This is a genomic window from Paraburkholderia sp. J69-1, from assembly GCF_905220255.1.
Taxonomy (GTDB): domain Bacteria; phylum Pseudomonadota; class Gammaproteobacteria; order Burkholderiales; family Burkholderiaceae; genus Paraburkholderia.
This window is the reverse complement of the sequence record NZ_CAJMZG010000001.1, coordinates 248394-267962: the sequence shown is the minus strand read 5'-3', so window position 1 is coordinate 267962 and position 19569 is coordinate 248394. Positions and strand designations below refer to the sequence as shown.

At 65.5% G+C, this 19569-nt stretch carries 20 protein-coding genes; 11 read left to right on the top strand and 9 right to left on the bottom strand.

The window, feature by feature from the left end:
• Positions 1-90: 90 nt before the first annotated feature.
• The 5 genes from plsY to queG all read right to left on the bottom strand — a co-directional run bounded on the left by plsY (position 91) and on the right by queG (position 4412).
• Positions 91-714 (bottom strand): glycerol-3-phosphate 1-O-acyltransferase PlsY, encoded by a 624-nt coding sequence (plsY, locus tag U5A67_RS01295; RefSeq protein ID WP_321814231.1) that lies wholly within the window; start codon positions 712-714, stop codon positions 91-93.
• 164 nt (positions 715-878) lie between these two features.
• Positions 879-1370 (bottom strand): Cys-tRNA(Pro) deacylase, encoded by a 492-nt coding sequence (gene ybaK / locus U5A67_RS01290; RefSeq protein ID WP_205981340.1) that lies wholly within the window; start codon positions 1368-1370, stop codon positions 879-881.
• An 84-nt stretch (positions 1371-1454) separates the two neighbouring features.
• Positions 1455-2504 carry a site-specific tyrosine recombinase XerD gene (gene xerD / locus U5A67_RS01285; protein WP_321959667.1) on the bottom strand — a complete coding sequence of 350 codons (1050 nt, stop codon included), beginning with the start codon at positions 2502-2504 and terminating at the stop codon, positions 1455-1457.
• Positions 2505-2546: 42 nt separating this feature from the next.
• Complete coding sequence (locus U5A67_RS01280) at positions 2547-3110, bottom strand: methylated-DNA--[protein]-cysteine S-methyltransferase (RefSeq protein ID WP_415767677.1); 564 nt, start codon at positions 3108-3110, stop codon at positions 2547-2549.
• Between the two features lie 96 nt (positions 3111-3206).
• Positions 3207-4412 carry a tRNA epoxyqueuosine(34) reductase QueG gene (gene queG, locus U5A67_RS01275; protein ID WP_415767675.1) on the bottom strand — a complete coding sequence of 402 codons (1206 nt, stop codon included), beginning with the start codon at positions 4410-4412 and terminating at the stop codon, positions 3207-3209.
• A gap of 122 nt (positions 4413-4534) precedes the next feature.
• Between queG and tsaE the strand changes: the two genes are divergently transcribed.
• Positions 4535-5137, top strand: coding sequence for a tRNA (adenosine(37)-N6)-threonylcarbamoyltransferase complex ATPase subunit type 1 TsaE (gene tsaE / locus U5A67_RS01270; RefSeq protein WP_321814229.1), 603 nt, complete (start codon positions 4535-4537; stop codon positions 5135-5137).
• Complete coding sequence (locus U5A67_RS01265) at positions 5119-6648, top strand: N-acetylmuramoyl-L-alanine amidase (RefSeq protein WP_205981343.1); 1530 nt, start codon at positions 5119-5121, stop codon at positions 6646-6648. The genes tsaE and U5A67_RS01265 overlap by 19 nt, the downstream gene beginning before the upstream one ends.
• A gap of 100 nt (positions 6649-6748) precedes the next feature.
• Here U5A67_RS01265 and U5A67_RS01260 read toward each other — a convergent pair whose 3' ends face one another.
• Positions 6749-7648 (bottom strand): EamA family transporter, encoded by a 900-nt coding sequence (locus U5A67_RS01260; RefSeq protein ID WP_205981344.1) that lies wholly within the window; start codon positions 7646-7648, stop codon positions 6749-6751.
• A 228-nt stretch (positions 7649-7876) separates the two neighbouring features.
• Between U5A67_RS01260 and U5A67_RS01255 the strand changes: the two genes are divergently transcribed.
• Both U5A67_RS01255 and trxA read left to right on the top strand, forming a co-directional pair.
• Positions 7877-8761 carry a pirin family protein gene (locus tag U5A67_RS01255; protein ID WP_321814228.1) on the top strand — a complete coding sequence of 295 codons (885 nt, stop codon included), beginning with the start codon at positions 7877-7879 and terminating at the stop codon, positions 8759-8761.
• 99 nt (positions 8762-8860) lie between these two features.
• On the top strand, positions 8861-9709 hold the full coding sequence (gene trxA / locus U5A67_RS01250; protein WP_205981346.1) for a thioredoxin: 849 nt from the start codon (positions 8861-8863) through the stop codon (positions 9707-9709).
• Between the two features lie 131 nt (positions 9710-9840).
• Here the strand turns inward: trxA and tcdA are convergent, their stop codons facing one another.
• Positions 9841-10734, bottom strand: a complete 894-nt coding sequence (gene tcdA, locus U5A67_RS01245) for a tRNA cyclic N6-threonylcarbamoyladenosine(37) synthase TcdA (protein ID WP_321814227.1) — start codon at positions 10732-10734, stop codon at positions 9841-9843.
• 194 nt (positions 10735-10928) lie between these two features.
• Between tcdA and pdxH the strand changes: the two genes are divergently transcribed.
• From pdxH to U5A67_RS01230, 3 genes are all read left to right on the top strand, one after another.
• Positions 10929-11576 (top strand): pyridoxamine 5'-phosphate oxidase, encoded by a 648-nt coding sequence (pdxH, locus tag U5A67_RS01240; RefSeq protein WP_205981348.1) that lies wholly within the window; start codon positions 10929-10931, stop codon positions 11574-11576.
• Positions 11577-11878: 302 nt separating this feature from the next.
• Positions 11879-13093, top strand: coding sequence for a cyclopropane-fatty-acyl-phospholipid synthase family protein (locus U5A67_RS01235; RefSeq protein WP_321814226.1), 1215 nt, complete (start codon positions 11879-11881; stop codon positions 13091-13093).
• A gap of 68 nt (positions 13094-13161) precedes the next feature.
• Complete coding sequence (locus U5A67_RS01230; protein WP_321814225.1) at positions 13162-14472, top strand: DUF72 domain-containing protein; 1311 nt, start codon at positions 13162-13164, stop codon at positions 14470-14472.
• 100 nt (positions 14473-14572) lie between these two features.
• Here U5A67_RS01230 and msrA read toward each other — a convergent pair whose 3' ends face one another.
• On the bottom strand, positions 14573-15118 hold the full coding sequence (msrA, locus tag U5A67_RS01225; protein ID WP_321815993.1) for a peptide-methionine (S)-S-oxide reductase MsrA: 546 nt from the start codon (positions 15116-15118) through the stop codon (positions 14573-14575).
• A 205-nt stretch (positions 15119-15323) separates the two neighbouring features.
• On the opposite strand from msrA, the gene U5A67_RS01220 reads away from it, so the two are divergent.
• Positions 15324-15836, top strand: a complete 513-nt coding sequence (locus U5A67_RS01220; RefSeq protein WP_205981352.1) for a flavin reductase family protein — start codon at positions 15324-15326, stop codon at positions 15834-15836.
• An 84-nt stretch (positions 15837-15920) separates the two neighbouring features.
• Here U5A67_RS01220 and U5A67_RS01215 read toward each other — a convergent pair whose 3' ends face one another.
• Entirely contained in the window at positions 15921-16424 is a 504-nt protein-coding gene (locus tag U5A67_RS01215) for an Lrp/AsnC family transcriptional regulator (protein WP_205981353.1), read from the bottom strand.
• Between the two features lie 131 nt (positions 16425-16555).
• On the opposite strand from U5A67_RS01215, the gene kynB reads away from it, so the two are divergent.
• The 3 genes from kynB to kynA all read left to right on the top strand — a co-directional run bounded on the left by kynB (position 16556) and on the right by kynA (position 19484).
• Positions 16556-17188 (top strand): arylformamidase, encoded by a 633-nt coding sequence (gene kynB / locus U5A67_RS01210; protein WP_321815992.1) that lies wholly within the window; start codon positions 16556-16558, stop codon positions 17186-17188.
• Positions 17189-17254: 66 nt separating this feature from the next.
• On the top strand, positions 17255-18505 hold the full coding sequence (kynU, locus tag U5A67_RS01205; protein ID WP_321815991.1) for a kynureninase: 1251 nt from the start codon (positions 17255-17257) through the stop codon (positions 18503-18505).
• 10 nt (positions 18506-18515) lie between these two features.
• On the top strand, positions 18516-19484 hold the full coding sequence (gene kynA / locus U5A67_RS01200) for a tryptophan 2,3-dioxygenase (RefSeq protein WP_321815990.1): 969 nt from the start codon (positions 18516-18518) through the stop codon (positions 19482-19484).
• Positions 19485-19569 lie beyond the last annotated feature (85 nt).

The following is a 19569-nucleotide window of genomic DNA, read 5'->3' as shown; positions in this document are numbered from 1 at the left end:
CGCGCCGATCGAGCGCAGAAATGCAAAAAAAACGGCCCGCGCGAATGGCGGGCCGTTCTGGGGAAAATCGGGTCTTGTTGCGCGATGCGTTTATTTAGCCGCTGCCGCCGCCTTTTTCTTGTCGCCGATACGGCTTTCCGTGCCGTTCATCAGCTTGCCGATATTGGCGCGATGACGCCAGAACAGCAGCACGCTCATGGCGAGAATCGCCAGCGCCATCACATGTGCGCCGAACATGAAAACGTCGAAAATCGGCGCGAACACCGCCGCGGCCAGCGCCGCCAGCGACGAATAGCGCGTGAAGAACGCGACGATCAGCCAGGTCAGCAGCGTCAGACCGCCGAGCACCGGGTTCACTGCGAGCAGCACGCCTGCGGCCGTTGCCACGCCCTTGCCGCCCTGAAAGCGGAAGAAAACCGGATACAGATGGCCGAGAAAAGCGGCGATGGCAGCCAGCGCCACAGCGGTTTCATCGAGACCGAATTGCGGCGCGAAGTGCCGCGCCAGCCAGACGGCGAGCCAGCCCTTGAAGGCGTCGCCGATCAGCGTGAGGATGGCGGCCTTCTTGTTGCCGCTGCGCAGCACGTTGGTGGCGCCCGGATTACCGGAGCCGTAGGAACGCGGATCGTCGAGGCCCATGACGGCGCTCACGATCACGGCAAACGAAATCGAACCGATCAGATAGGCGGCGACGGCGACTAACAGGTTGTACATGCACGAAACCCGAAGGAGTGGAAACAACGAAACGGTGCGCAGCGCGCGCGAAGGCGCCCATTCTACCTAAGCGGACGCAGGCTTTCGCCCTCAACCCCGGCCATACCGGGCAAACCCGGTGAAACTCGGGACTGAGCCTGGCGTCAAGACGCGCGTCGCCAGCCTCAATCGGCCAACGCGCACTGCACGGGTTTCGCGGCCAGCAGCGTCGTCAGCACGTCGGGCGCGAGGCTCACGAGATAACCGCGCTTGCCGCCGTTGAGCCAGATCTGGTCGAGTTCGAGGATCGTCGATTCGACATAGACGGGCATCGCCTTCTTCGTGCCGAACGGCGACGTGCCGCCCACTAGATAACCCGAATGGCGGTTCGCCACTTCCGGTTTGCACGGCTCGACGCTTTTCGCGCCGATCTGCCGCGCGAGATTCTTGGTCGACACCTTGCGGTCGCCGTGCATGAGCACGATCAGCGGCCTGGCGCGTTCGTCCTCCATCACGAGCGTCTTGACGACGCGATGCTCATCCACGCCAAGCTGGCGCGCGGATTCTTCCGTGCCGCCGTGATCGACGTACTCGTAGGGATGCTCGCCGAACGCGACGCCCGCGCGGCGCAGCATCTGCGTCGCGGGCGTTTCGGAGACGTGTTTCGATTTGCTCATGGCACGCATTTTAATGCGCAACGGCGCGGCTTATGCCGGCCGAGCGCATCGGCGACCACTTCGGTGTCCGCATCGAGCATGCCCTCAACCGCGCGGATGATGCTTCGCATGCAGCAGACGCAGACGCTCGCGCGCGACGTGCGTGTAGATCTGCGTGGTCGAAATATCGCTATGGCCGAGCAGCAATTGCACCACGCGCAGATCCGCGCCGTGATTGAGCAGGTGCGTGGCGAACGCGTGCCGCATCGTGTGCGGCGAAAGCGGCGCGTGCACGCCCGCATGCAGCGCGTGACGCTTGATGATGTGCCAGAACTGCTGGCGCGTCATGCCCTCGGCGCGCGCGGTGACGAACAGCGCATCGCTGGTGCGTGCGCCCAGCAGCGCCGGGCGCGATTCGCGCAGATAACGCTCAATCCACGCAGACGCCTCTTCGCCAAACGGAATCAGCCGCTCCTTTGAGCCCTTGCCGAGCACTCGCACGACGCCTTCGTTCAGGCCCACTTCGACGCTCTTGAGCGTGACCAGCTCCGTCACGCGCAGGCCGCTCGCGTACATCAATTCGAGCATCGTGCGATCGCGCAGCCCCAACGGCGTGCTCACATCGGGCGCGCCGAGCAGCGCTTCGACCTGCGCTTCGGTGAGCGTCGTGGGAAAGCGCGGCGCCTGCTTGGCCGAGCGGATACGCACGGTCGGATCAGCGCTCACACGCTGTTCGCGCAGCGCCCAGCCGTAATAACGCCGAAACACCGACAGCCGCCGGTTCGCGGAAGTCGATTTATCGTCCTTGCGGCGCGCGCTGTAGGCGATCAGATCGTCTTCCTGCACCACGTCGAGTCCGTGTTCGCGCGCCCGCGCGAGCCAGTCGGCGAACAGGCGCAGATCGCGGCGATACGCGTCGAGCGTGTTGCGCGAGAGATTGTGCTCGAGCCACATGGCGTCGCAGAACGTGTCGATGGCGAGCTGGCTCGCGGCGAGCGACTGCGCCGCAGCGGGCGTGAGTGCGTCTTCTTCGGCTTCATCCGCGTCTTTCACGTGGATTGGGTCTTCGTCGATGAAACTGTCATCGGCATCGTCGGCGTAGTCTTCGCCGGACGTGGGCTCGTCGTCTTCGTGAATGTCGTGCTGATCGTTCATGTCGTTCAATGCTTGCGGCGTGTTCATCGCGTTTTTATCGCATCAGCGAATCTTGACGCCTTCGTGCGCGAGCAGCCAGCGCTTCACGTCGCGGAAAAAACCGTCGCCGCCATGATGCGAGAAGCCGCCGATGCCGTTCGCCCCCACCACGCGATGGCAGGGAATCACGATCGGAAAGTAGTTCGAACCGCACGCCTGCCCCACCGCGCGCGCGTTGATGGTGCCGACGCGTTTCGCCAGTTCGCCGTAAGTCAGCACGGTGCCGAGCCCGATCGTACAGATGCCGTCCCACACGCGGCGCTGGAAATCGGTGCCGAGCGGCGCGAGCGGCAAATCGAACGGCGCGGCCGCGTCGTGCAGATAGCGCTCGATCTGCGCCGCGGCGCGCTCCGCCAGTGCCGATGTGGGCGCGAGATCCGGCGTGTCGCCCAGCAGATAGACGATATCGCGCACGCCGTCCTCGCCCGTGACGATGCCCACCTTGCCGAACGGCGCGCCGATCACCGCGTTGTAGTCGCGCGGCGCGATCTTGCGGATCGCCTGGCGGCTGGGCGCACGCTCAGGCGCCGCGGACGCTGCTGGCGGAACCTGCGCGGCTTCGCGCATCGCCGCGTCTTGCGCGTCGTCCCACAGTGAATATGATGCCGATGCCTTCATCGTCGCTCTCCTTGAACCGCCTGCCTGAAGCCCGATCAAGCGGCTTCAGGCCGCTTCCAGCGCCCATTGCACATGTTCGCGCACGATCGCCGATTCGTCATTTTCGCGCGCCCGCAGTGCCGCGACCATCGCCGCGCGCCACGCCGGCGCATCGTACGCGCCCGCCGCGCGCAGCGCATTGCCCATCGCCACCGCGATATTGCGCGACCAGCTTTCGAAACCGATGCGCCGGATCGCACTGCCCTGCATGCGCTCGTCGAACTGCGCGGCGCTCCAGCCGAACAACTCGACGAGACTCGCGCGATCGAGCCCATGCCGCACATCGAAATCGGCGACGGGCGCGGCCTGCGCGAACTTGTTCCACGGACACACGAGCTGGCAATCGTCGCAACCATAAACGCGATTGCCGATCAGCTCGCGCATTTCGAGCGGAATGCTGCCCTTGAGCTCGATCGTCAGATAGGAAATGCAGCGCCGCGCATCGACGCGATACGGCTCGGTGATCGCGCCCGTCGGGCATGCGGCGATGCAGCGCGTGCAACTGCCGCAGTGCGAGCCCGGCGTTTCGGGCGCGGCCGATTCGGGATCGTCGGCGTCGGGCGGCAGCGGCACGTCCACATAAATCTCGCCGAGAAAGAAGAGCGAACCCGCGTCGCGCTGCAACAGCAGCGTGTGCTTGCCGCGCCAGCCAATCCCGGCCTTCTGCGCGAGTTCGACTTCAAGCACCGGCGCCGAATCCGTAAAGACGCGAAACCCAAACGCGCCGATCTCCGCTTCGATGCGCTCGGCCAGTTGTTGCAGGCGCGCGCGCATGACCTTGTGATAGTCGCGGCCGCGCGCGTAGATCGACACGACCGCCGCCTGCGGGTCGGCCAGGCGCGCGTGCTCGCGATGGCGCCAGTCTTGCGAAGCACTTTCGGGCATCTTTCCCGATCCCTGCGCGAGGGCGTCGGCATCGAGCGTTGCAGCCGGTAAATAGGCCATGCGAGCCGTGATAACGCGTCGCGTACCGGCCACAAGCTCGGCGGGCCTCGCGCGTTTCATGCCATGTTTGGCCATATAATCCATCTCGCCGTGGCAGCCCGCTTCGAGCCACGCGGCAAGGCCCGCCTCGGCATGAGACAGGTCGGTGTCGCTGATACCGATCGCACCGAACCCCAGCTCGCGCCCCCATGCGCGGATACGCGTCGCGAGTGCGGCCAGTGCCGCTTCGTCGAGCACAGCAGCCGGCTCCTGAGCCGCCGCGCCCATGCCTGGCGTCACGTTCGACGCCGCGTTCGATTCTGTCGATTCGTTCGATGTGGCTGCTGCGTTCACTGCGCGCGCCTCGTTCGAGGGGGAAAGCAAGGGGTTCATCACGCCATTTTACGAGAATGCCCGACACGCCCGATCAGTCCGACCAGGACCACGCGAGCTTGCCCGCTGCCCCCGTTCAACTCGAACGCCGCTTCGAGCTCGCTGACGAAGCCGCCACCGATGCGTTCGGCGCACGCTTTGCGCACGCGCTCGACGCCCTGCGCACGCAGGATGCCGGCCAGCCGGCGCCTGCCGCGCCTGCCGCGCCTGCATTCTCCGGCCTGCACGTGCAGTTGCTCGGCGACCTCGGCGCGGGAAAAACCTCGCTCGTGCGCGCCGCGCTGCGCGCGCTCGGCCATAACGGCCGCGTGCGCAGCCCCACCTACACGCTCGTCGAGCCCTACACCGTCGCGCGCCCTGACCATGCCGGCGGGGAACTCCAGCTTTACCACTTCGATCTGTATCGATTCAGCGACCCGGCCGAATGGGCCGACGCCGGCTTTCGCGAATATTTCGCGCAAGGTGCGGTCTGTCTCGTCGAATGGCCGCAACGCGCGGGTGGCCTGCTCGGCGTGCCCGACCTCGTATTCCAGCTCGAACCCGGCCCGCTTGGCGAAGGCCGCGTGCTCACCGCATACGCATACAGCGCATCAGGAAAGGCATGTCTAGAAAGATGTTAATCAAACCGTTCCGCTCGATCGAGTCGGCCGCCACCGCCACGCACAACTGGCGGCGCCGGCAGATCCTGAAAGCGGGCGCGTCCTCGCTGGTGCTCGGCCTGGCCGTTCCGCGCCTCGCGTGGGCCAATTCGGTGATGGGCGTGCGGGTCTGGCCCGCGCGCGACTACACGCGCGTCACCATCGAATCGGATCAGCCGCTCACGACCACGCAAACGCTGCTGCAAAATCCCGACCGGCTCGTGGTCGACCTGACCGGTCTCGATCTCGACGACGCGCTGAAGAACCTCGTCTCCAAGATCACGCCAAACGATCCGCAGATCCAGGCCGTGCGCGTCGGGCAATATCAGCCGCATGTCGTGCGCATGGTGTTCGACCTCAAGGGTTCAGTGAAGCCGCAGGTGTTCACGCTGCAGCCGGTCGGCTCGTACAAGTACCGGCTGGTGTTCGACCTCTACCCGGCGGTCGCGCCCGATCCGCTCATGGATCTGCTCGCGCAGACCGAGCGCAAACAGCAGCAGCTCGACGCGCATCAGGCGCTGCGTGACAGCGCGCCTTCGACGCCCTCCACGCTCGCCGGTCCGAACACGCCGCCCGCGCACGACAACAGCGAAGCCTTCTTCCAGCGTTACGCGCAGAACGACGGCAGCGCCGCGCCCCGGCCCACGCCGCCGGTGCCGCCCGCTGTGATCGCGAAGCCGAAGCCCGCGCCCAAACCGCCCGTCGTGGCCCAGAACGACGACGACGCCAAGGACGACGACAACTACGGCTTCACCACGCCGAAGTCGAACAAGGGCGGCACCACGCGTCTCTTGACCGTGGCGATCGACCCCGGCCACGGCGGCGAGGACCCGGGCGCGATCGGCAGCGCCGGCACGTATGAAAAGCACGTGGCGCTCGATATCGCCAAGAAGCTGCGCGCGAAGATCGACGCCCAGCCCAATATGCGCGCAATGATGACGCGCGACGCCGACTTCTTCGTGCCGCTGAACGTGCGCGTGCAGAAGGCGCGCCGCGTGGGCGCAGATCTGTTCGTGTCGATTCACGCCGATGCGTTCACCACGCCTTCGGCGCGTGGCTCGTCGGTGTTCGCGCTCTCGGAGCACGGCGCGTCGAGCGCGGCCGCGCGCTGGATGGCGAACAAGGAAAACTCGTCGGACCAGATCGGCGGCATCAACGTGAAGACCTCCGATGCGGCCGTGAATCGCGCCCTCTTCGACATGTCCACCACGGCGCAGATTCGCGATTCGCTGCGCTACGGCGGCTTCGTGCTCAACGAGGTGGGCGAGATCAACCATCTGCACAAGGGTTCGGTCGAACAGGCGGGCTTCGCGGTGCTCAAGGCGCCCGATATTCCGTCGATCCTCGTGGAAACGGCCTTCATCAGCAATCCCGAAGAAGAAACGCGCCTGAACGACGACGCCTATCGCGAGAAGATGGCCAACGCGATTCTCAAGGGCATCAAGCGCTATTTCGCGGCCAATCCGCCGCTGGCGAAGAACCGCATGACCTGAGCGCACGCGTCAGTGCATCGCGCGAAAAAAACGCCGCGCATCCTTGGGGGTGCGCGGCGTTTTTCGTTGTGGTGTGTGCCCGGCTTGTCGGGCAGCGGCCTTATGTGCGCGCCGCCAGCCGCTGTCTCAGCCAGCCGCCGAACACGTTCACCATCAGCCCCGCCATCACCAGCGCCGCGCCGCCCACCTGTGCGGCGCTCAAACGCTCACCCAGCAGCAGCGCCGCCGAAGCCAGACCGACGATCGGCACGAGCAGTGAAAACGGCGCCACCTGGCTGGCCGGATACTTCGACAGCAGACGGCTCCAGAGGCTGTAGCCGAGAATCGTCGCGATAAACGCCAGATAGACAATCGCCCCGATCGACGGCATGCCGATGCCCGCGAGCGCGCTTTCGATGCGCTGCGGCCCTTCGATGAAATACGAGAGCACGAAGAACGGCAGCGGCGGAATCAGGCTCGCCCACACCACGAGGCCGACCAGATCGACCTTGCCCACCTTCTTCGTGACGATATTGCCGAGCGCCCACATGCAGGCCGCGCAGAGCGTGAGCACGAAACCGGCGACGGTCATGGTCTGGGCGCTCGCCCCGCCCGCCGTCGATTGCAGTCCGATCACCGCCAGCCCGCCCGCCGCGATCAACAAGCCGATGACGTTCTGCGCGCCAAACCGCTCGCCGAGGAAAAACGCCGCGAACACCAGCGTGAAAAACGCCTGCGCCTGCAGCACGACCGACGCAAGACCGGCGGGCATGCCTACGTACATCGCGGTGAACAGAAACGCGAACTGGCCGAACGAGATCGTCGCGCCGTAGGCGAGCAGCCAGCGCAGCGGCAGCTTCGGGCGCTTCACGAACAACACGGCCGGGAACGCGGCCAGCGTGAAGCGCAGCGCGCCCAGCAGCAAGGGCGGCACGCCATGCAGGCCCACCTTGATCACGACAAAATTCACGCCCCACGCGACCACCACGACCAGCGCGAGCAACAAGTCCTTCGGCGACATCCCCAGCTCCGGTTATTGTTCTGTCAAATGAATCTGTAAGTTTAACGGTTGCGTCGCTCATGCGTCGGGCGCGGTTAGTTGGTCTCGGGGCAAAGCCTTACACGGGCTTAGCGGCAGTCCGTCAGAGCGGGCGTTAGAATGGGCGCCTGTCAGCGCGGTGCCCGCACCGCCGCATCCAGCGTTCTCCATACCTCGCATTCGTACCGTCCGGTTCATCAAGGAAGCGTCATGTCCTCATCGATCAAAGCGGTCCTCAAGCCCCATCAGCGCGACATCGGCAATCTGTTCGTGCGCCGCGTGCTGCCCGCGATGGCCGCGCGCCTCGTCGGCCCGTTCATCTTTTTCGACCACATGGGCCCGGCCAGGCTCGCCGACGGCGCCGGCGTCGATGTGCGCCCGCATCCGCATATCGGCCTCGCCACGGTCACGTATCTGTACGACGGCGCGCTGATGCACCGCGACTCCCTCGGCTCGAATCAGAAAATTCTGCCCGGCGACGTCAACTGGATGACGGCGGGACGCGGCATCGTCCATTCGGAGCGCACGCCCGACGAAGACCGCAACACCGGCCTGACGATGCACGGCATCCAGACCTGGGTGGCGCTGCCGCTCGAACACGAAGACACCGAACCCTCGTTCTTCCACCACGCAGCCGCCACGCTGCCGAAGGTCGAACGCAACGGCGTGTCGATGTGCGTGATCGCGGGCACGGCGTTCGGCGCGACCGCGCCCGTCAAGACCTTCTCCGGCACGCTCTACGTGGCCGCTGATTTCGCGCCGGGCAGCGCCATCGCGCTCGATTCGGAGCACGAGGAACGCGGCGTCTATCTGGTCGAAGGCGACCTCGCGATCGACGGCACGCCGCTCGAACAGCACACCATGGCCGTGCTCACGCCGGGCGAAACCGTCACGCTCGCGAGCACCAACGGCGCGCGCGTGATGCTGCTGGGCGGCGAAAAACTCGACGGCGAACGCTTTATCGAATGGAACTTCGTCGCCAGTTCGCGCGAGAAGATCGAAGCCGCGAAGGCCGCGTGGACGCGCCAGGAAATGGGGCAGGTGCCGGGCGAAACGGAATGGATTCCGCTGCCCGAGAAAAAGTCGGCGCACTGAGCCAGCCAACACCATCGGAAGCCTGCGAACGCCCGATATTGAAGCGCGGTGTTTCGCCCCCATCTTCGCGAAAGACGGAATTTTCCCAACGAGGACGCAATGGATACCACTCTGGCCACTTTTGAAAAGGACGTGATCGAAGCGTCGGCGCTCGCGCCCGTGCTGGTCGACTTCTGGGCGCCGTGGTGCGGCCCGTGCAAATCGCTCGGCCCGATGCTCGAAAAGCTCGAAGCCGAATACGCGGGCAAATGGAAGCTCGTGAAAGTGAACGTCGACGAAAACCAGGAACTGGCCGCGCATTTTCAGGTGCGCAGCATTCCGCACGTCGTCGCTTTCGCAGACCGCCAGGCCGTGGACCAGTTTATCGGCGTGCTGCCGGAAGGCCAGTTGCGCGCCTTTCTCGACCGCCTGATCCCGAATTCGGCCGACGCCGCGCGCATCGCCGCTCAGGAAGCGCTCGCCGAAGGCCGCCGCGAGGACGCCTATGAAGCGCTGCAGGCGGCGCTGGCCTATGACCCGGGCTTCGACGAAGCGCGCATGGACCTGATCGAGCTGCTGCTCGCCGACAACCGCGCCGACGAAGCGCACAAGGAAGTCGACCTGCTCTCGCCCAAGACCACGCAGGGCATCGACGCGCGTTTCAATGCGCTCAAGACGCGTCTGGACGCGCTCGACGCCTCCGCCGATCTGCCGCCGACCGATGCGCTGGAAGCGCGCGTCGCCAGCCATCCGGAAGATCTGGAAGCGCGTTTCGATCTGGCGAGCGCGCTGATTGCGCGCCGCAAGTACGCGGGCGCGCTGGAGCATCTGCTGGAAATCGTGAAGCGCGATCGCACGTTCCGCGAGGATATCGGCCGCAAAACGATGTTGTCGGTGTTCGATCTGGCCGACCATCAGCCGCAACTGGTCAGCGAATGGCGCCGCAAGCTGAGCGCGACGCTGAACTGAACCAGATGGAAGGAAAAAGCCCGCGAAATGCGGGCTTTTTTGTGGAAGCGGGGAAAGCAGCGCCTGGCCGAGGCGTGTCTTGCGCTTGTGCCGCAGGCCGCCGACGCAGGCCGCCGATCACCCCAACCGCTTCAGCGCTTGTTCGCCTGATGCGCGAGGGTGCGCAGCACATACGCCGCCGCCGCGAAACCAAAGCTCGCGGTCACGCACACGCTCGAACCGAAGCCCGCGCAGTTCAGCCCCACCGGCCCTTGATGCCCCGGCGAAGTCGTCACGTGTTCGGCTTCGCTATCGACATCGCACACCGCCGCTTCCGGGTAGATCAGCGGCTCGTCCGAATACACCGCGCTCACCTTGAAGCGCGCCTTCGGGCCGCGCGGGAAACCGTGCAGCTTGCGTAACTGCCCGCGCACCTTGGACAGCAGCGGGTCCTGAATCGTCAGCGCGAGATCGTCGATACGGATGCGCGTCGGGTCCAGCTGGCCGCCCGCGCCGCCCACGGCGATCAGCGGCACGCGATGCTCGACGCACCACGCGATCAGCGCCGTCTTGGTGCGCACGCTGTCGATCGCGTCCACCACGTAGTCGAAACCGCCGCCCAGCAGCGCGTCGAAATTCGACGGCTCGACGAAATCCTCCACCAGCCGCACGTCGCAATCCGGGTTGATCAGCTTGATGCGCTCGGCCATCGCCTCGACCTTCGGCTTGCCGTAGTTACCGTCGAGCGCGTGAATCTGGCGATTGGTGTTGCTCTCGGCGACATTGTCGAGATCGATCAGCGTGAGCGTGCCGATCGCGTTGCGCGCGAGCGCCTCCGCGACCCACGAGCCCACGCCGCCGATGCCGATCACGGCAACGTGCGCGCGCTCGAACGCTTCGAGCGCGGGTGCGCCGTAAAGCCGCGCCACGCCGCCGAAGCGGCGCGCCCGGTCGGCAACATCGGCCGCGCCCGGCGCGGTAAGATCGGCGGAATCGGCCGCAGGTGGGAACGTGGTGGCCGAAGCGGAAAGCGGTGTACTGGACATGACGGTAGCAAATCGAAAGCGGACCGATCGCACGACTGTCACGGCCCTTGCAAGACCCGTATTTTGCCTGATCGCGCCTCATCGAGCTTGCCCTTGCCTCGCCGGTCTCCTGCCGGCCTGCGCGGCGGGCCGCTCGCGGCATCCGGCCCTGCATTCTGGTTATACTTGTCCGCATTGAAGCGTCTGCATAAAAAATGACCTCCCTCGCCGATCTCCGCAAGAACTACTCGCTCGGCTCGCTCGATGCCGCCGACGTCGATGCCGATCCGATCCGCCAGTTCCAGGCCTGGTTCGCCCAGGCGCTCGACGCGCAACTGCCCGAACCCAATGCGATGACCGTCGCGACCGTCGACGCCGAAGGCCGTCCGGCCGCGCGCATCCTGCTGATCAAGGGCGTGGACGAACGCGGCTTCGTGTTCTTCACCAATTACGACAGTCGCAAGGGCCACGAACTCACGGCCAATCCGAACGCCGCGCTGCTGTTCCACTGGGTCGAGCTCGAGCGTCAGGTGCGCATCGAAGGACGCGTCGAGAAAACCAGCGCAGCGGAAAGCGATGCCTACTACCAGTCGCGCCCGCTCGGTTCGCGCATTGGCGCGTGGGCCTCGGAGCAAAGCGCGGTGATTCAGGACCGGGCGCAACTCGAAGCGCGCGAGCGCGAAATCAGCGCACAGTACGGCGATGCGCCGCCGCGTCCGCCGCACTGGGGCGGCTATCGCCTCGTGCCGACAGCCATCGAATTCTGGCAAGGCCGGCCATCGCGGCTGCATGACCGTATTCGCTACACGCGCGATAGCGCGCAGGCAGACGCCGCGTGGCGCATCGAACGGCTCGCGCCCTGAGCGCATCGGCAGGACAGCGGCGCGCGCCCATCCGTGCGCGTCGCTGAGTCTCGAGTTTCACCCGCAAGCGATCGCCTTAATGCCGTAACGCTTTAATGCCGTAACGCCGCATCATCTGCAACACCCGCATCACCCGATACAAGCGCGCCATCGCCCACTGGACGCCGGCGCCGCGTCAGTCAGTTTTGCCTCGTAGCACGCATTGCCTACCGCTTTTGTCTTTCGGCTGGAAACGCGCGATCACGTCCGATCGCCCCTCACCGGCCGCAAACAACCCGCTTGGGACGACAGGAGAAAAACGCATGTTCTGGGAGAAAAAACTCGCACAGTGGGTCGACGATGTGCGCACCAAGGCCAATCTGCCCGCACGGCTCGTGCTCTGGAGCGGCCAGCAATACGACTTCGGCCACTTCGCCGCGCCGCAGGTCACGCTGAAGGTCAACACGATTTCGGCGCTGCCGCTGCTGCTCGAACCGAGCCTCGACAATCTCGGCGAGGCCTACGTGAAGGGCAAGATCGATATCGAAGGCAAGGTCGCCGATATCATCAACATCGGCTATTCGCTTGCCCGCAATACGGTCACGAGCGCCAGCAAGCTCACGCGCATGCGCCGCTACTTCACGCACTCGAAGAGCACCGATAAAAAAGCCATCCAGTATCACTACGATGTCTCGAACGAGTTCTACAAGCTCTGGCTCGACGAGAACATGGTCTATTCGTGCGCGTATTTCGAGAACGGCGATGAAGATCTCGCCACCGCGCAGATCAAGAAGATCGACCACATCCTCACCAAGATCCAGTTGCAGGAAGGTCAAACGCTGCTCGATATCGGCTGCGGCTGGGGCGCGCTGGTGCTGCGCGCGGCGCAGAAGTTCGGCGCGCGCTGCGTGGGCGTGACGCTCTCGCAGAACCAGTTCGATCTCGCCACCGAACGCGTGAAGGCGGCCGGGCTCGGCGATCGCATCGAAATCCGTCTGCAGGATTATCGCGACATTCAGGGCCAGTTCGATCGCATCACCAGCGTGGGCATGTTCGAGCACGTCGGGCGCAAGAATCTGCCGGGCTACTTCACGAAAGTGCGCGAACTGCTCGCCGACGATGGCATCGCCATGAATCACGGCATCACCTCGAGCGACGCGGAAAGCGGCGAGACGGCGCTTGGCGGCGGCGAGTTCATCGACCGTTACGTGTTCCCGGACGGCGAGCTGCCGCATATCAGCCTCGCGCTCGAAGCGGCGCAGCGCGGCGGGCTGGAAGCGGTTGACGTGGAGAGCCTGCGCCGTCACTATGCGCACACGCTCGACCTGTGGGCCGATAACTTCGAGGCGCGCGCCGAGGAAGCGAAACAACTCGTCGATGACGAGAAATTCCGCATCTGGCGCGTGTATCTGGCGGGCTGCGCCTACGCGTTCGAGCACGACGACGTGTCGATCTATCAGATCGTCTGCCGCAAGGCCGGCCGCAGCGCGGCGACGCTGCCGTGGTCGCGCCGCTATATCTACGAGAAGCCGCTCTGATGCGCCGGTGCGAGTGAGGCGGGCGGCTTTTTTCACCGACCGCCCTCGCTCGCCACCTTGAAACCTGCATGAACGAACGCGACGACGGCCTTTTTGGGGCGCTGGATCAGGATGGACCGACATCGGCGCCTCAAGGCGGCGGTGATGCGCGCGGCTCGCGTGGCGCGCCTCGCACGCGGCGCAGCGCCAGCGCCGAACGCCCTGCCGAAACCCAGACCGATCTGTTCGGCTTCGTGCCGCCCGAGCCGCCACCGAAGCGTGCGGCGCGCGTTTCGTCGGTCGAGGCCGATGCCGCTGCCGAGACCGATCGCGAAGCAAAGCCGCCCCGCCCCGCCGACGCCCCCGGAAAACCCAAACGCCGCGCGCGCGGCGTGCTGCCCGCCGAACCCACGCCGGACGTGCTGGACGTGGCCGCCGCTCTACCCGCGAGCGTGCGTCTGGGCACATCGTCGTGGTCGTTTCCGGGCTGGAACGGCATCGTCTACGGCGACGATTACAGCAATTCGAAGCTCGCGCGCGACGGCCTCGCGGCCTATGGCGCGCATCCGCTCCTGCGCTCGGTGAGCATCGACCGCTCGTTCTACGCGCCGCTCACCGTCACCGACTACCTGCGTTACGCGCAGCAGGTGCCGGATCACTTCCGCTTTATCGTCAAGGCGCCCGCGCTCGTCACCGATGCGAGCGTGCGCGGCGATCGCGGCGAGCCGGTCTCGGCGAACCCGTGCTTTCTGAGCGCCGAAATCGCCGCGCGCGATTTCATCGAACCTTGCCTCGCCGGTCTGGGCGCGAAAGCGGGCGCGCTGGTGTTCCAGTTCCCGCCGCTGCCCGATCAACTGCTCGCCGATCCCACCGTGTTCGTCGAGCGTCTGGGCGCCTTTCTCGCCGCGCTGCCGCCTTTGCCCGCGCCCGCCGAAGACGCCGCGCCGGGCGACGCGACCTGCTACGCCGTCGAGATCCGCGACGGCATTCTGCTGACGCCGCGTTTCGTGCGCATGCTGCGCGCGGCGGGCGTGCGCTACTGCGTCGGGCTGCACGCGCGCATGCCGGACCCGCTGCGCCAGGCGGCCGCGCTCGCGCTGATGGACGGCGAAGCGCCCGCCGGGCCGCTGATCGTGCGCTGGAGCCTGCATAGCGGCTTCAAGTACGAACAGGCGAAAGCGCGCTACGAACCGTTCGACAAGCTCGTCGACGAAGATCCGCACACGCGCGACGCGCTCGCCGAACTGGCCGCGCGCTATGCGATCGCGGGCCAGCCGGTGCTGATCACGACCAACAACAAGGCGGAAGGATCGGCGCCGCTGACGTGCCAGAAGCTCGGTCAGGCGATCGGCGAGGAAATGGCGCGATTGCGTTCAGAATCCGGCGAATCGGCGCCATAAAAAAGCGGCGGGCGCGGTTCGAAACCTCGAACCGCGCCCGCCGCCGCGAACTACCCGAATTGATCGACGCGTTTGCTCAACGTGTCTTGACGGCGCCCGCTCAAGCCTTGAGCCGATGCGCGAACTTCTGCCGGAACTTCGCCACCTTCGGCGCCACCACGAACGCGCAATAACCCTGATCCGGGTGCTGCGCGAAGTAGTTCTGGTGATACGCCTCGGCCGGGAAGTAGTTGCCGTCGAGCGGCAGCACCTGCGTGACGATCTTGCCGTCGTAGACGCCTTCGGCAGCCAGTTCGCGGATTGCCTGCCCGGCGATCTCCGCCTGTTGCGGCGAGTGCGTGAAGATCGCCGAGCGATACTGCGTGCCGACGTCGTTGCCCTGGCGGTTCAACTGGGTCGGATCGTGGATCGCAAAGAAAATGTCGAGAATCTCGCGATAGCTGATCTTCGCGGGATCGAAATCGACCTTCACGACTTCCGCGTGGCCGGTTGCGCCGTCGCAGACCTGCTCGTAGGTCGGATTGACGGTCTGGCCGCCCGCATAGCCCGATTCCACCGCTTCCACGCCGTCCACGCGCAGATAGACCGCTTCGAGACACCAGAAACATCCGCCGCCCAGGGTGGCCGTTTCGATCGTCTGACTCATGCTCAACTCTCCTTTGATGAGGGCGGGCGCGCCACGCGCAATACGCGGTAACCGCTGCGCGAGTGGGTCTATACACCCAGTCGCCCGCTGCTTTTGGCTAAAATTGGGGCAATTCGCCGAAATTCCACATGACGTTCATTCCGACTTCCGCTCCGCGCGCCGGCTTCGTGCCCGCTGCGCCCGTCCTGCCCCAAGGCGCGCCGCGATGACCCGCCGCGCCAGCCCGCCCAACTTCGACGTCGCTGCGTTTCGCCGCGCGCTCGGCCAGTTCGCGACCGGCGTAACGGTCATTACGACCCGTGCGCCCGACGGCCAGCTCATCGGCATTACCGCGAGTTCGTTCAACTCGGTGTCGCTCGATCCGCCGCTGGTGCTCTGGAGCCTGGCGACGCGTTCGGCGTCGATGCCCGTGTTCCGCAGCAACAGCCATTATGTGGTGAATGTGCTCGCGGCGTCGCAGCTCGACCTCTGCAAGCGCTTCGCCACCGTGAAGGGCGACCGTTTCGAAGGCGTCTCGCACGCGGCCGGCGACTCGGGCATGCCGGTGCTGGACGGCGCGATTGCCTGGTTCGAGTGCCATAACCGCAGCCGCTACGACGAAGGCGATCACGTCATCTTCGTCGGCGAAGTGGAGCGCTGCGGCGTGCGCGAGGATCTCGATCAGGCCTCGCCGCTGGTATTCCACGGCGGCGGCTTTCATCAGATCGAGCCGCTCTAGGCCGAAGACAGCAGCACCGAAAGCCCGGCCCATGCGCCGGGCTTTGCGTTTTTGCGCGTCGGCTCAGCAAACATCAGAACCCATTCAAGGCGCTTTCGGCTCGCCGCGCTGCGCGATCAGCTCGACGGGCACGCCCGCGTCCAGCTTGAGCGTCGTGAGCACGATGTTCGAGCGGATATCCATCACGCCCGGCGCCTTGTAGAGCTTGTTGAGCACGAAATCCGAGTAGTGCTTGAGGTTGTGCGCCAGCACGCGCAGCAGATAGTGCGTTTCCCCCGTCACCACGTAGGCGCCCACCACCTCGGGCCAGTCGCGCAACGCCGTGACAAAGCGCTCGTGCCAGCTTTCCTGGTCGTTGCGCATCGACACCTGGACGAAGGCTTCCATCTCGAAACCGAGAATCTCCCGGTTCAGACTGGCGCGGTAGCGCTCGACCACGCCCTGCTCTTCCAGCAGGCGCAGCCGCCGCAGACACGCGGACGGCGACAGTGAAATACGTTCGGCCAGATCGAGATTACTGATACGGCCCTCGTTCTGCAGCACGGAAAGAATCCGGCAATCGGTGGCGTCGAGCGAGATAGCGTTCATATTTGGTCCCCTTTCCCGTCTTGTAACAAATTATGTGCCAAGAACTGTAGCGTAAGACGTTTTTTTCGCAAGCACATTTCGCAAGCGGTTGCCTATCATTCGAACAACACGCGGACAACCCTGTCATCAAGATGAAAAACCTTTGGGATATTTCCCCGCCGATCCACCCCGCCACGCCCGTCTGGCCGGGCGACACGACCGTCAACGTCGAGCGCGTCTGGCGCATGGAAGCCGGCTCGCCGGTCAATGTGGCGCGCGTGACGCTCTCGCCGCACACCGGCGCGCACACCGACGCGCCGCTGCACTACGACGCCGAAGGTGCACCGATCGGCGAAGTGCCGCTCGACGTGTATATCGGCGCGTGCCGTGTCATTCATTGCATGGGCTCCGCGCCGCTCGTGCTGCCCGAACACGTGGAAGGCGCGCTCGATAACCTGCCGCCGCGCGTGTTGCTGCGCACTTACGCAAAGGCGCCGCAGGATCGCTGGGACAGCGCGTTCTGTGCCGTCGCGCCCGAAACCGTCGATCTGCTGGCGGCGCGCGGTGCGCGTCTGATCGGTATCGATACGCCTTCGCTCGACCCGCAGGAATCGAAGACGATGGACTCGCATCACCGCATCCGCGCGCATCGCATGGCGATTCTCGAAGGCATCGTGCTCGATGAAATCGAGGCCGGTGACTACGAGCTGATCGCGCTGCCGCTGAAGTTCGCGACGCTCGACGCCAGCCCCGTGCGCGCCGTGCTGCGCGCGTTGCCCGCATAAAACGCACTGAAAGAAACCCGGTTGCCCTGCAATCGCCCCCCGACACCTACACGATTCGCCATCGATATGAACGACCGTAACGAAGCCCTGGCCGCCGACCGCGCCGACCCGCTCGCGGCTCTGCGCGAGCAATTCACGCTCGCCCCCGAAACCATCTACCTCGACGGCAACTCGCTGGGCGTGCCGCCGAGCGCCAGCGCCGCGCGCGCCCAGGCCGTGATCGGCGGCGAATGGGGCGAAGGCCTGATCCGCAGCTGGAACACCGCCGGCTGGTTCGCGCTGCCGCGCCGTCTGGGCAACAAGCTCGCCCCGCTGATCGGCGCGGCCGAAAACGAAGTGGTGGTCACCGACACCATTTCGATCAACCTCTTCAAGGCGCTGTCCGCCGCGCTGCGCGTGCAGAACGAGCGCGATCCGAAGCGCCGCGTGATCGTCTCCGAGCGCTCGAACTTTCCGAGCGATCTGTACATCGCGCAAGGGCTGATCGAGCAGCTCGATCGCGGCTACGAGCTGCGTCTCGTGGACGATCCGTCCGAGCTGCCCGCCGCGATCCGCGACGACGTGGCCGTGGCGATGATCACGCACGTGAACTACCGCACCGGCGAGATGCACGACATGCGCGCGCTCACCGAACACATCCACGCACAAGGCGCGCTGGCGCTGTGGGATCTCGCGCATTCGGCGGGCGCGGTGCCGGTCGACCTGAACGGCGTGAACGCCGACTACGCCGTGGGTTGCACGTACAAATACCTGAACGGCGGTCCTGGTTCGCCGGGCTTCGTGTGGGTGCCCAAGCGCAACCAGAACAGCTTTTCGCAGCCGCTGTCGGGCTGGTGGGGCCACAAGTCGCCGTTCGAAATGAACCCGACCTATCGCCCGGACGACGGCATCGGCCGCTATCTGTGCGGCACCCAGCCGATCGTGTCGATGGCGCTCATCGAATGCGGTCTCGACGTGTTCCTGCAAACCGATATGCAGGCGATCCGCGCCAAGTCGCTCGCGCTCACCGATCTCTTCATCGAACTGGTGGAAACGCGTTGCGCCGGCCTCGACCTCACGCTCGTCACGCCGCGCGATCACGCGCAGCGCGGCTCGCATGTGAGCTTCGAGCATCCGCACGGTTACGAGGTGATGCAGGCGCTGATCGCGCGCGGCGTGATCGGCGACTATCGCGAGCCGCGCGTGCTGCGCTTTGGCTTCACGCCGCTCTATGTGCGTTACGTCGATGTCTGGGACGCCGTCGAAACGCTGCGCGATGTGCTCGCGACCGAATACTGGCGCAAGCCCGAATTCGCTGCGCGCGGCGCGGTGACCTGAGGAGCGCGCGATGAACGACCATATGCAGATTCCGGGTGTGCCCGAGGACGCGAACACGCCGAACGAAGCGCCGCGCGGCGGTTGTCCGTTCGGCCACGGCGCTGCGCCGGCGCAAAGCGCCACGCAGCCCTCGGCCGCCGCCGCAGAGGCAGAACAGGGCGAAGGCTGGCACGACGCGCAGCTCGACTTCTCGAAGTCGATGAGCTACGGCGATTACCTTGGGCTGGATTCGGTGCTCAATGCGCAGCATCCGCTTTCGCCCGATCACAACGAGATGCTGTTCATCGTCCAGCATCAGACCAGCGAACTCTGGATGAAGCTCGCGCTGTACGAACTGCGTGCGGCGCTCGCCAACGTGCATCGCGACGCGTTGCCGCCGGCGTTCAAGCAGCTTGCGCGCGTCTCGCGCATCCTCGAACAACTGGTGCAGGCGTGGAGCGTGCTCTCGACGCTCACGCCTTCGGAATACACGGCGATGCGGCCGTATCTGGGCGCTTCGTCGGGCTTTCAGTCGTACCAGTACCGGATGATCGAGTTTCTGCTCGGCAACAAGAACGCGCAGATGCTCAAGCCGCACGAGCATCGGCCCGAGATTCACGCGCAGGTGAAGGCGACGCTCGAAGCGCCGTCGTTCTACGACGAAGTGATCCGCCTGCTCGCGCGGCGCGGTTTTGCGATCGCGCCGGAACGCCTGACGCGCGACTGGAGCGAGGCGACGGAGCACGACAAGAGCGTCGAGGCCGCGTGGCTGGAGATTTATCGCAATCCCTCGAAGCACTGGGATCTGTACGAGATGGCCGAAGAACTCGTCGATCTGGAGGACGCGTTCCGTCAGTGGCGCTTCCGCCACGTGACGACGGTGGAGCGCATCATCGGCTTCAAGCAGGGCACGGGCGGCACCAATGGCGCGCCGTATCTGCGCAAGATGCTCGATGTGGTGCTGTTCCCGGAGTTGTGGCACGTGCGCACGGTGTTGTGACGCTTTACCGCGCACCATGAAAAAAGCCCGCCAGATTGGCGGGCTTTTTTGCGCCAGGACCGGGTCGGCTTAGACGGGGTCGGCT

What these genes read in the sequence shown, in the direction of transcription:
- U5A67_RS01215 (WP_205981353.1), bottom strand. Translation starts at nt 16,424, where the DNA reads ATGAACGCTATCTCGCTCGACGCCACCGATTGCCGGATTCTTTCCGTG.
- U5A67_RS01265 (WP_205981343.1), top strand. Translation starts at nt 5,119, where the DNA reads ATGTCTAGAAAGATGTTAATCAAACCGTTCCGCTCGATCGAGTCGGCC.
- plsY (WP_321814231.1), bottom strand. Translation starts at nt 714, where the DNA reads ATGTACAACCTGTTAGTCGCCGTCGCCGCCTATCTGATCGGTTCGATT.
- tcdA (WP_321814227.1), bottom strand. Translation starts at nt 10,734, where the DNA reads ATGTCCAGTACACCGCTTTCCGCTTCGGCCACCACGTTCCCACCTGCG.
- U5A67_RS01280 (WP_415767677.1), bottom strand. Translation starts at nt 3,110, where the DNA reads ATGCGCGAAGCCGCGCAGGTTCCGCCAGCAGCGTCCGCGGCGCCTGAG.
- ybaK (WP_205981340.1), bottom strand. Translation starts at nt 1,370, where the DNA reads ATGAGCAAATCGAAACACGTCTCCGAAACGCCCGCGACGCAGATGCTG.
- queG (WP_415767675.1), bottom strand. Translation starts at nt 4,412, where the DNA reads ATGGGCGCGGCGGCTCAGGAGCCGGCTGCTGTGCTCGACGAAGCGGCA.
- U5A67_RS01255 (WP_321814228.1), top strand. Translation starts at nt 7,877, where the DNA reads ATGTCCTCATCGATCAAAGCGGTCCTCAAGCCCCATCAGCGCGACATC.
- kynA (WP_321815990.1), top strand. Translation starts at nt 18,516, where the DNA reads ATGAACGACCATATGCAGATTCCGGGTGTGCCCGAGGACGCGAACACG.
- trxA (WP_205981346.1), top strand. Translation starts at nt 8,861, where the DNA reads ATGGATACCACTCTGGCCACTTTTGAAAAGGACGTGATCGAAGCGTCG.
- pdxH (WP_205981348.1), top strand. Translation starts at nt 10,929, where the DNA reads ATGACCTCCCTCGCCGATCTCCGCAAGAACTACTCGCTCGGCTCGCTC.
- kynU (WP_321815991.1), top strand. Translation starts at nt 17,255, where the DNA reads ATGAACGACCGTAACGAAGCCCTGGCCGCCGACCGCGCCGACCCGCTC.
- xerD (WP_321959667.1), bottom strand. Translation starts at nt 2,504, where the DNA reads ATGAACGATCAGCACGACATTCACGAAGACGACGAGCCCACGTCCGGC.
- U5A67_RS01230 (WP_321814225.1), top strand. Translation starts at nt 13,162, where the DNA reads ATGAACGAACGCGACGACGGCCTTTTTGGGGCGCTGGATCAGGATGGA.
- kynB (WP_321815992.1), top strand. Translation starts at nt 16,556, where the DNA reads ATGAAAAACCTTTGGGATATTTCCCCGCCGATCCACCCCGCCACGCCC.
- U5A67_RS01235 (WP_321814226.1), top strand. Translation starts at nt 11,879, where the DNA reads ATGTTCTGGGAGAAAAAACTCGCACAGTGGGTCGACGATGTGCGCACC.
- U5A67_RS01260 (WP_205981344.1), bottom strand. Translation starts at nt 7,648, where the DNA reads ATGTCGCCGAAGGACTTGTTGCTCGCGCTGGTCGTGGTGGTCGCGTGG.
- tsaE (WP_321814229.1), top strand. Translation starts at nt 4,535, where the DNA reads ATGCCCGACACGCCCGATCAGTCCGACCAGGACCACGCGAGCTTGCCC.
- msrA (WP_321815993.1), bottom strand. Translation starts at nt 15,118, where the DNA reads ATGAGTCAGACGATCGAAACGGCCACCCTGGGCGGCGGATGTTTCTGG.
- U5A67_RS01220 (WP_205981352.1), top strand. Translation starts at nt 15,324, where the DNA reads ATGACCCGCCGCGCCAGCCCGCCCAACTTCGACGTCGCTGCGTTTCGC.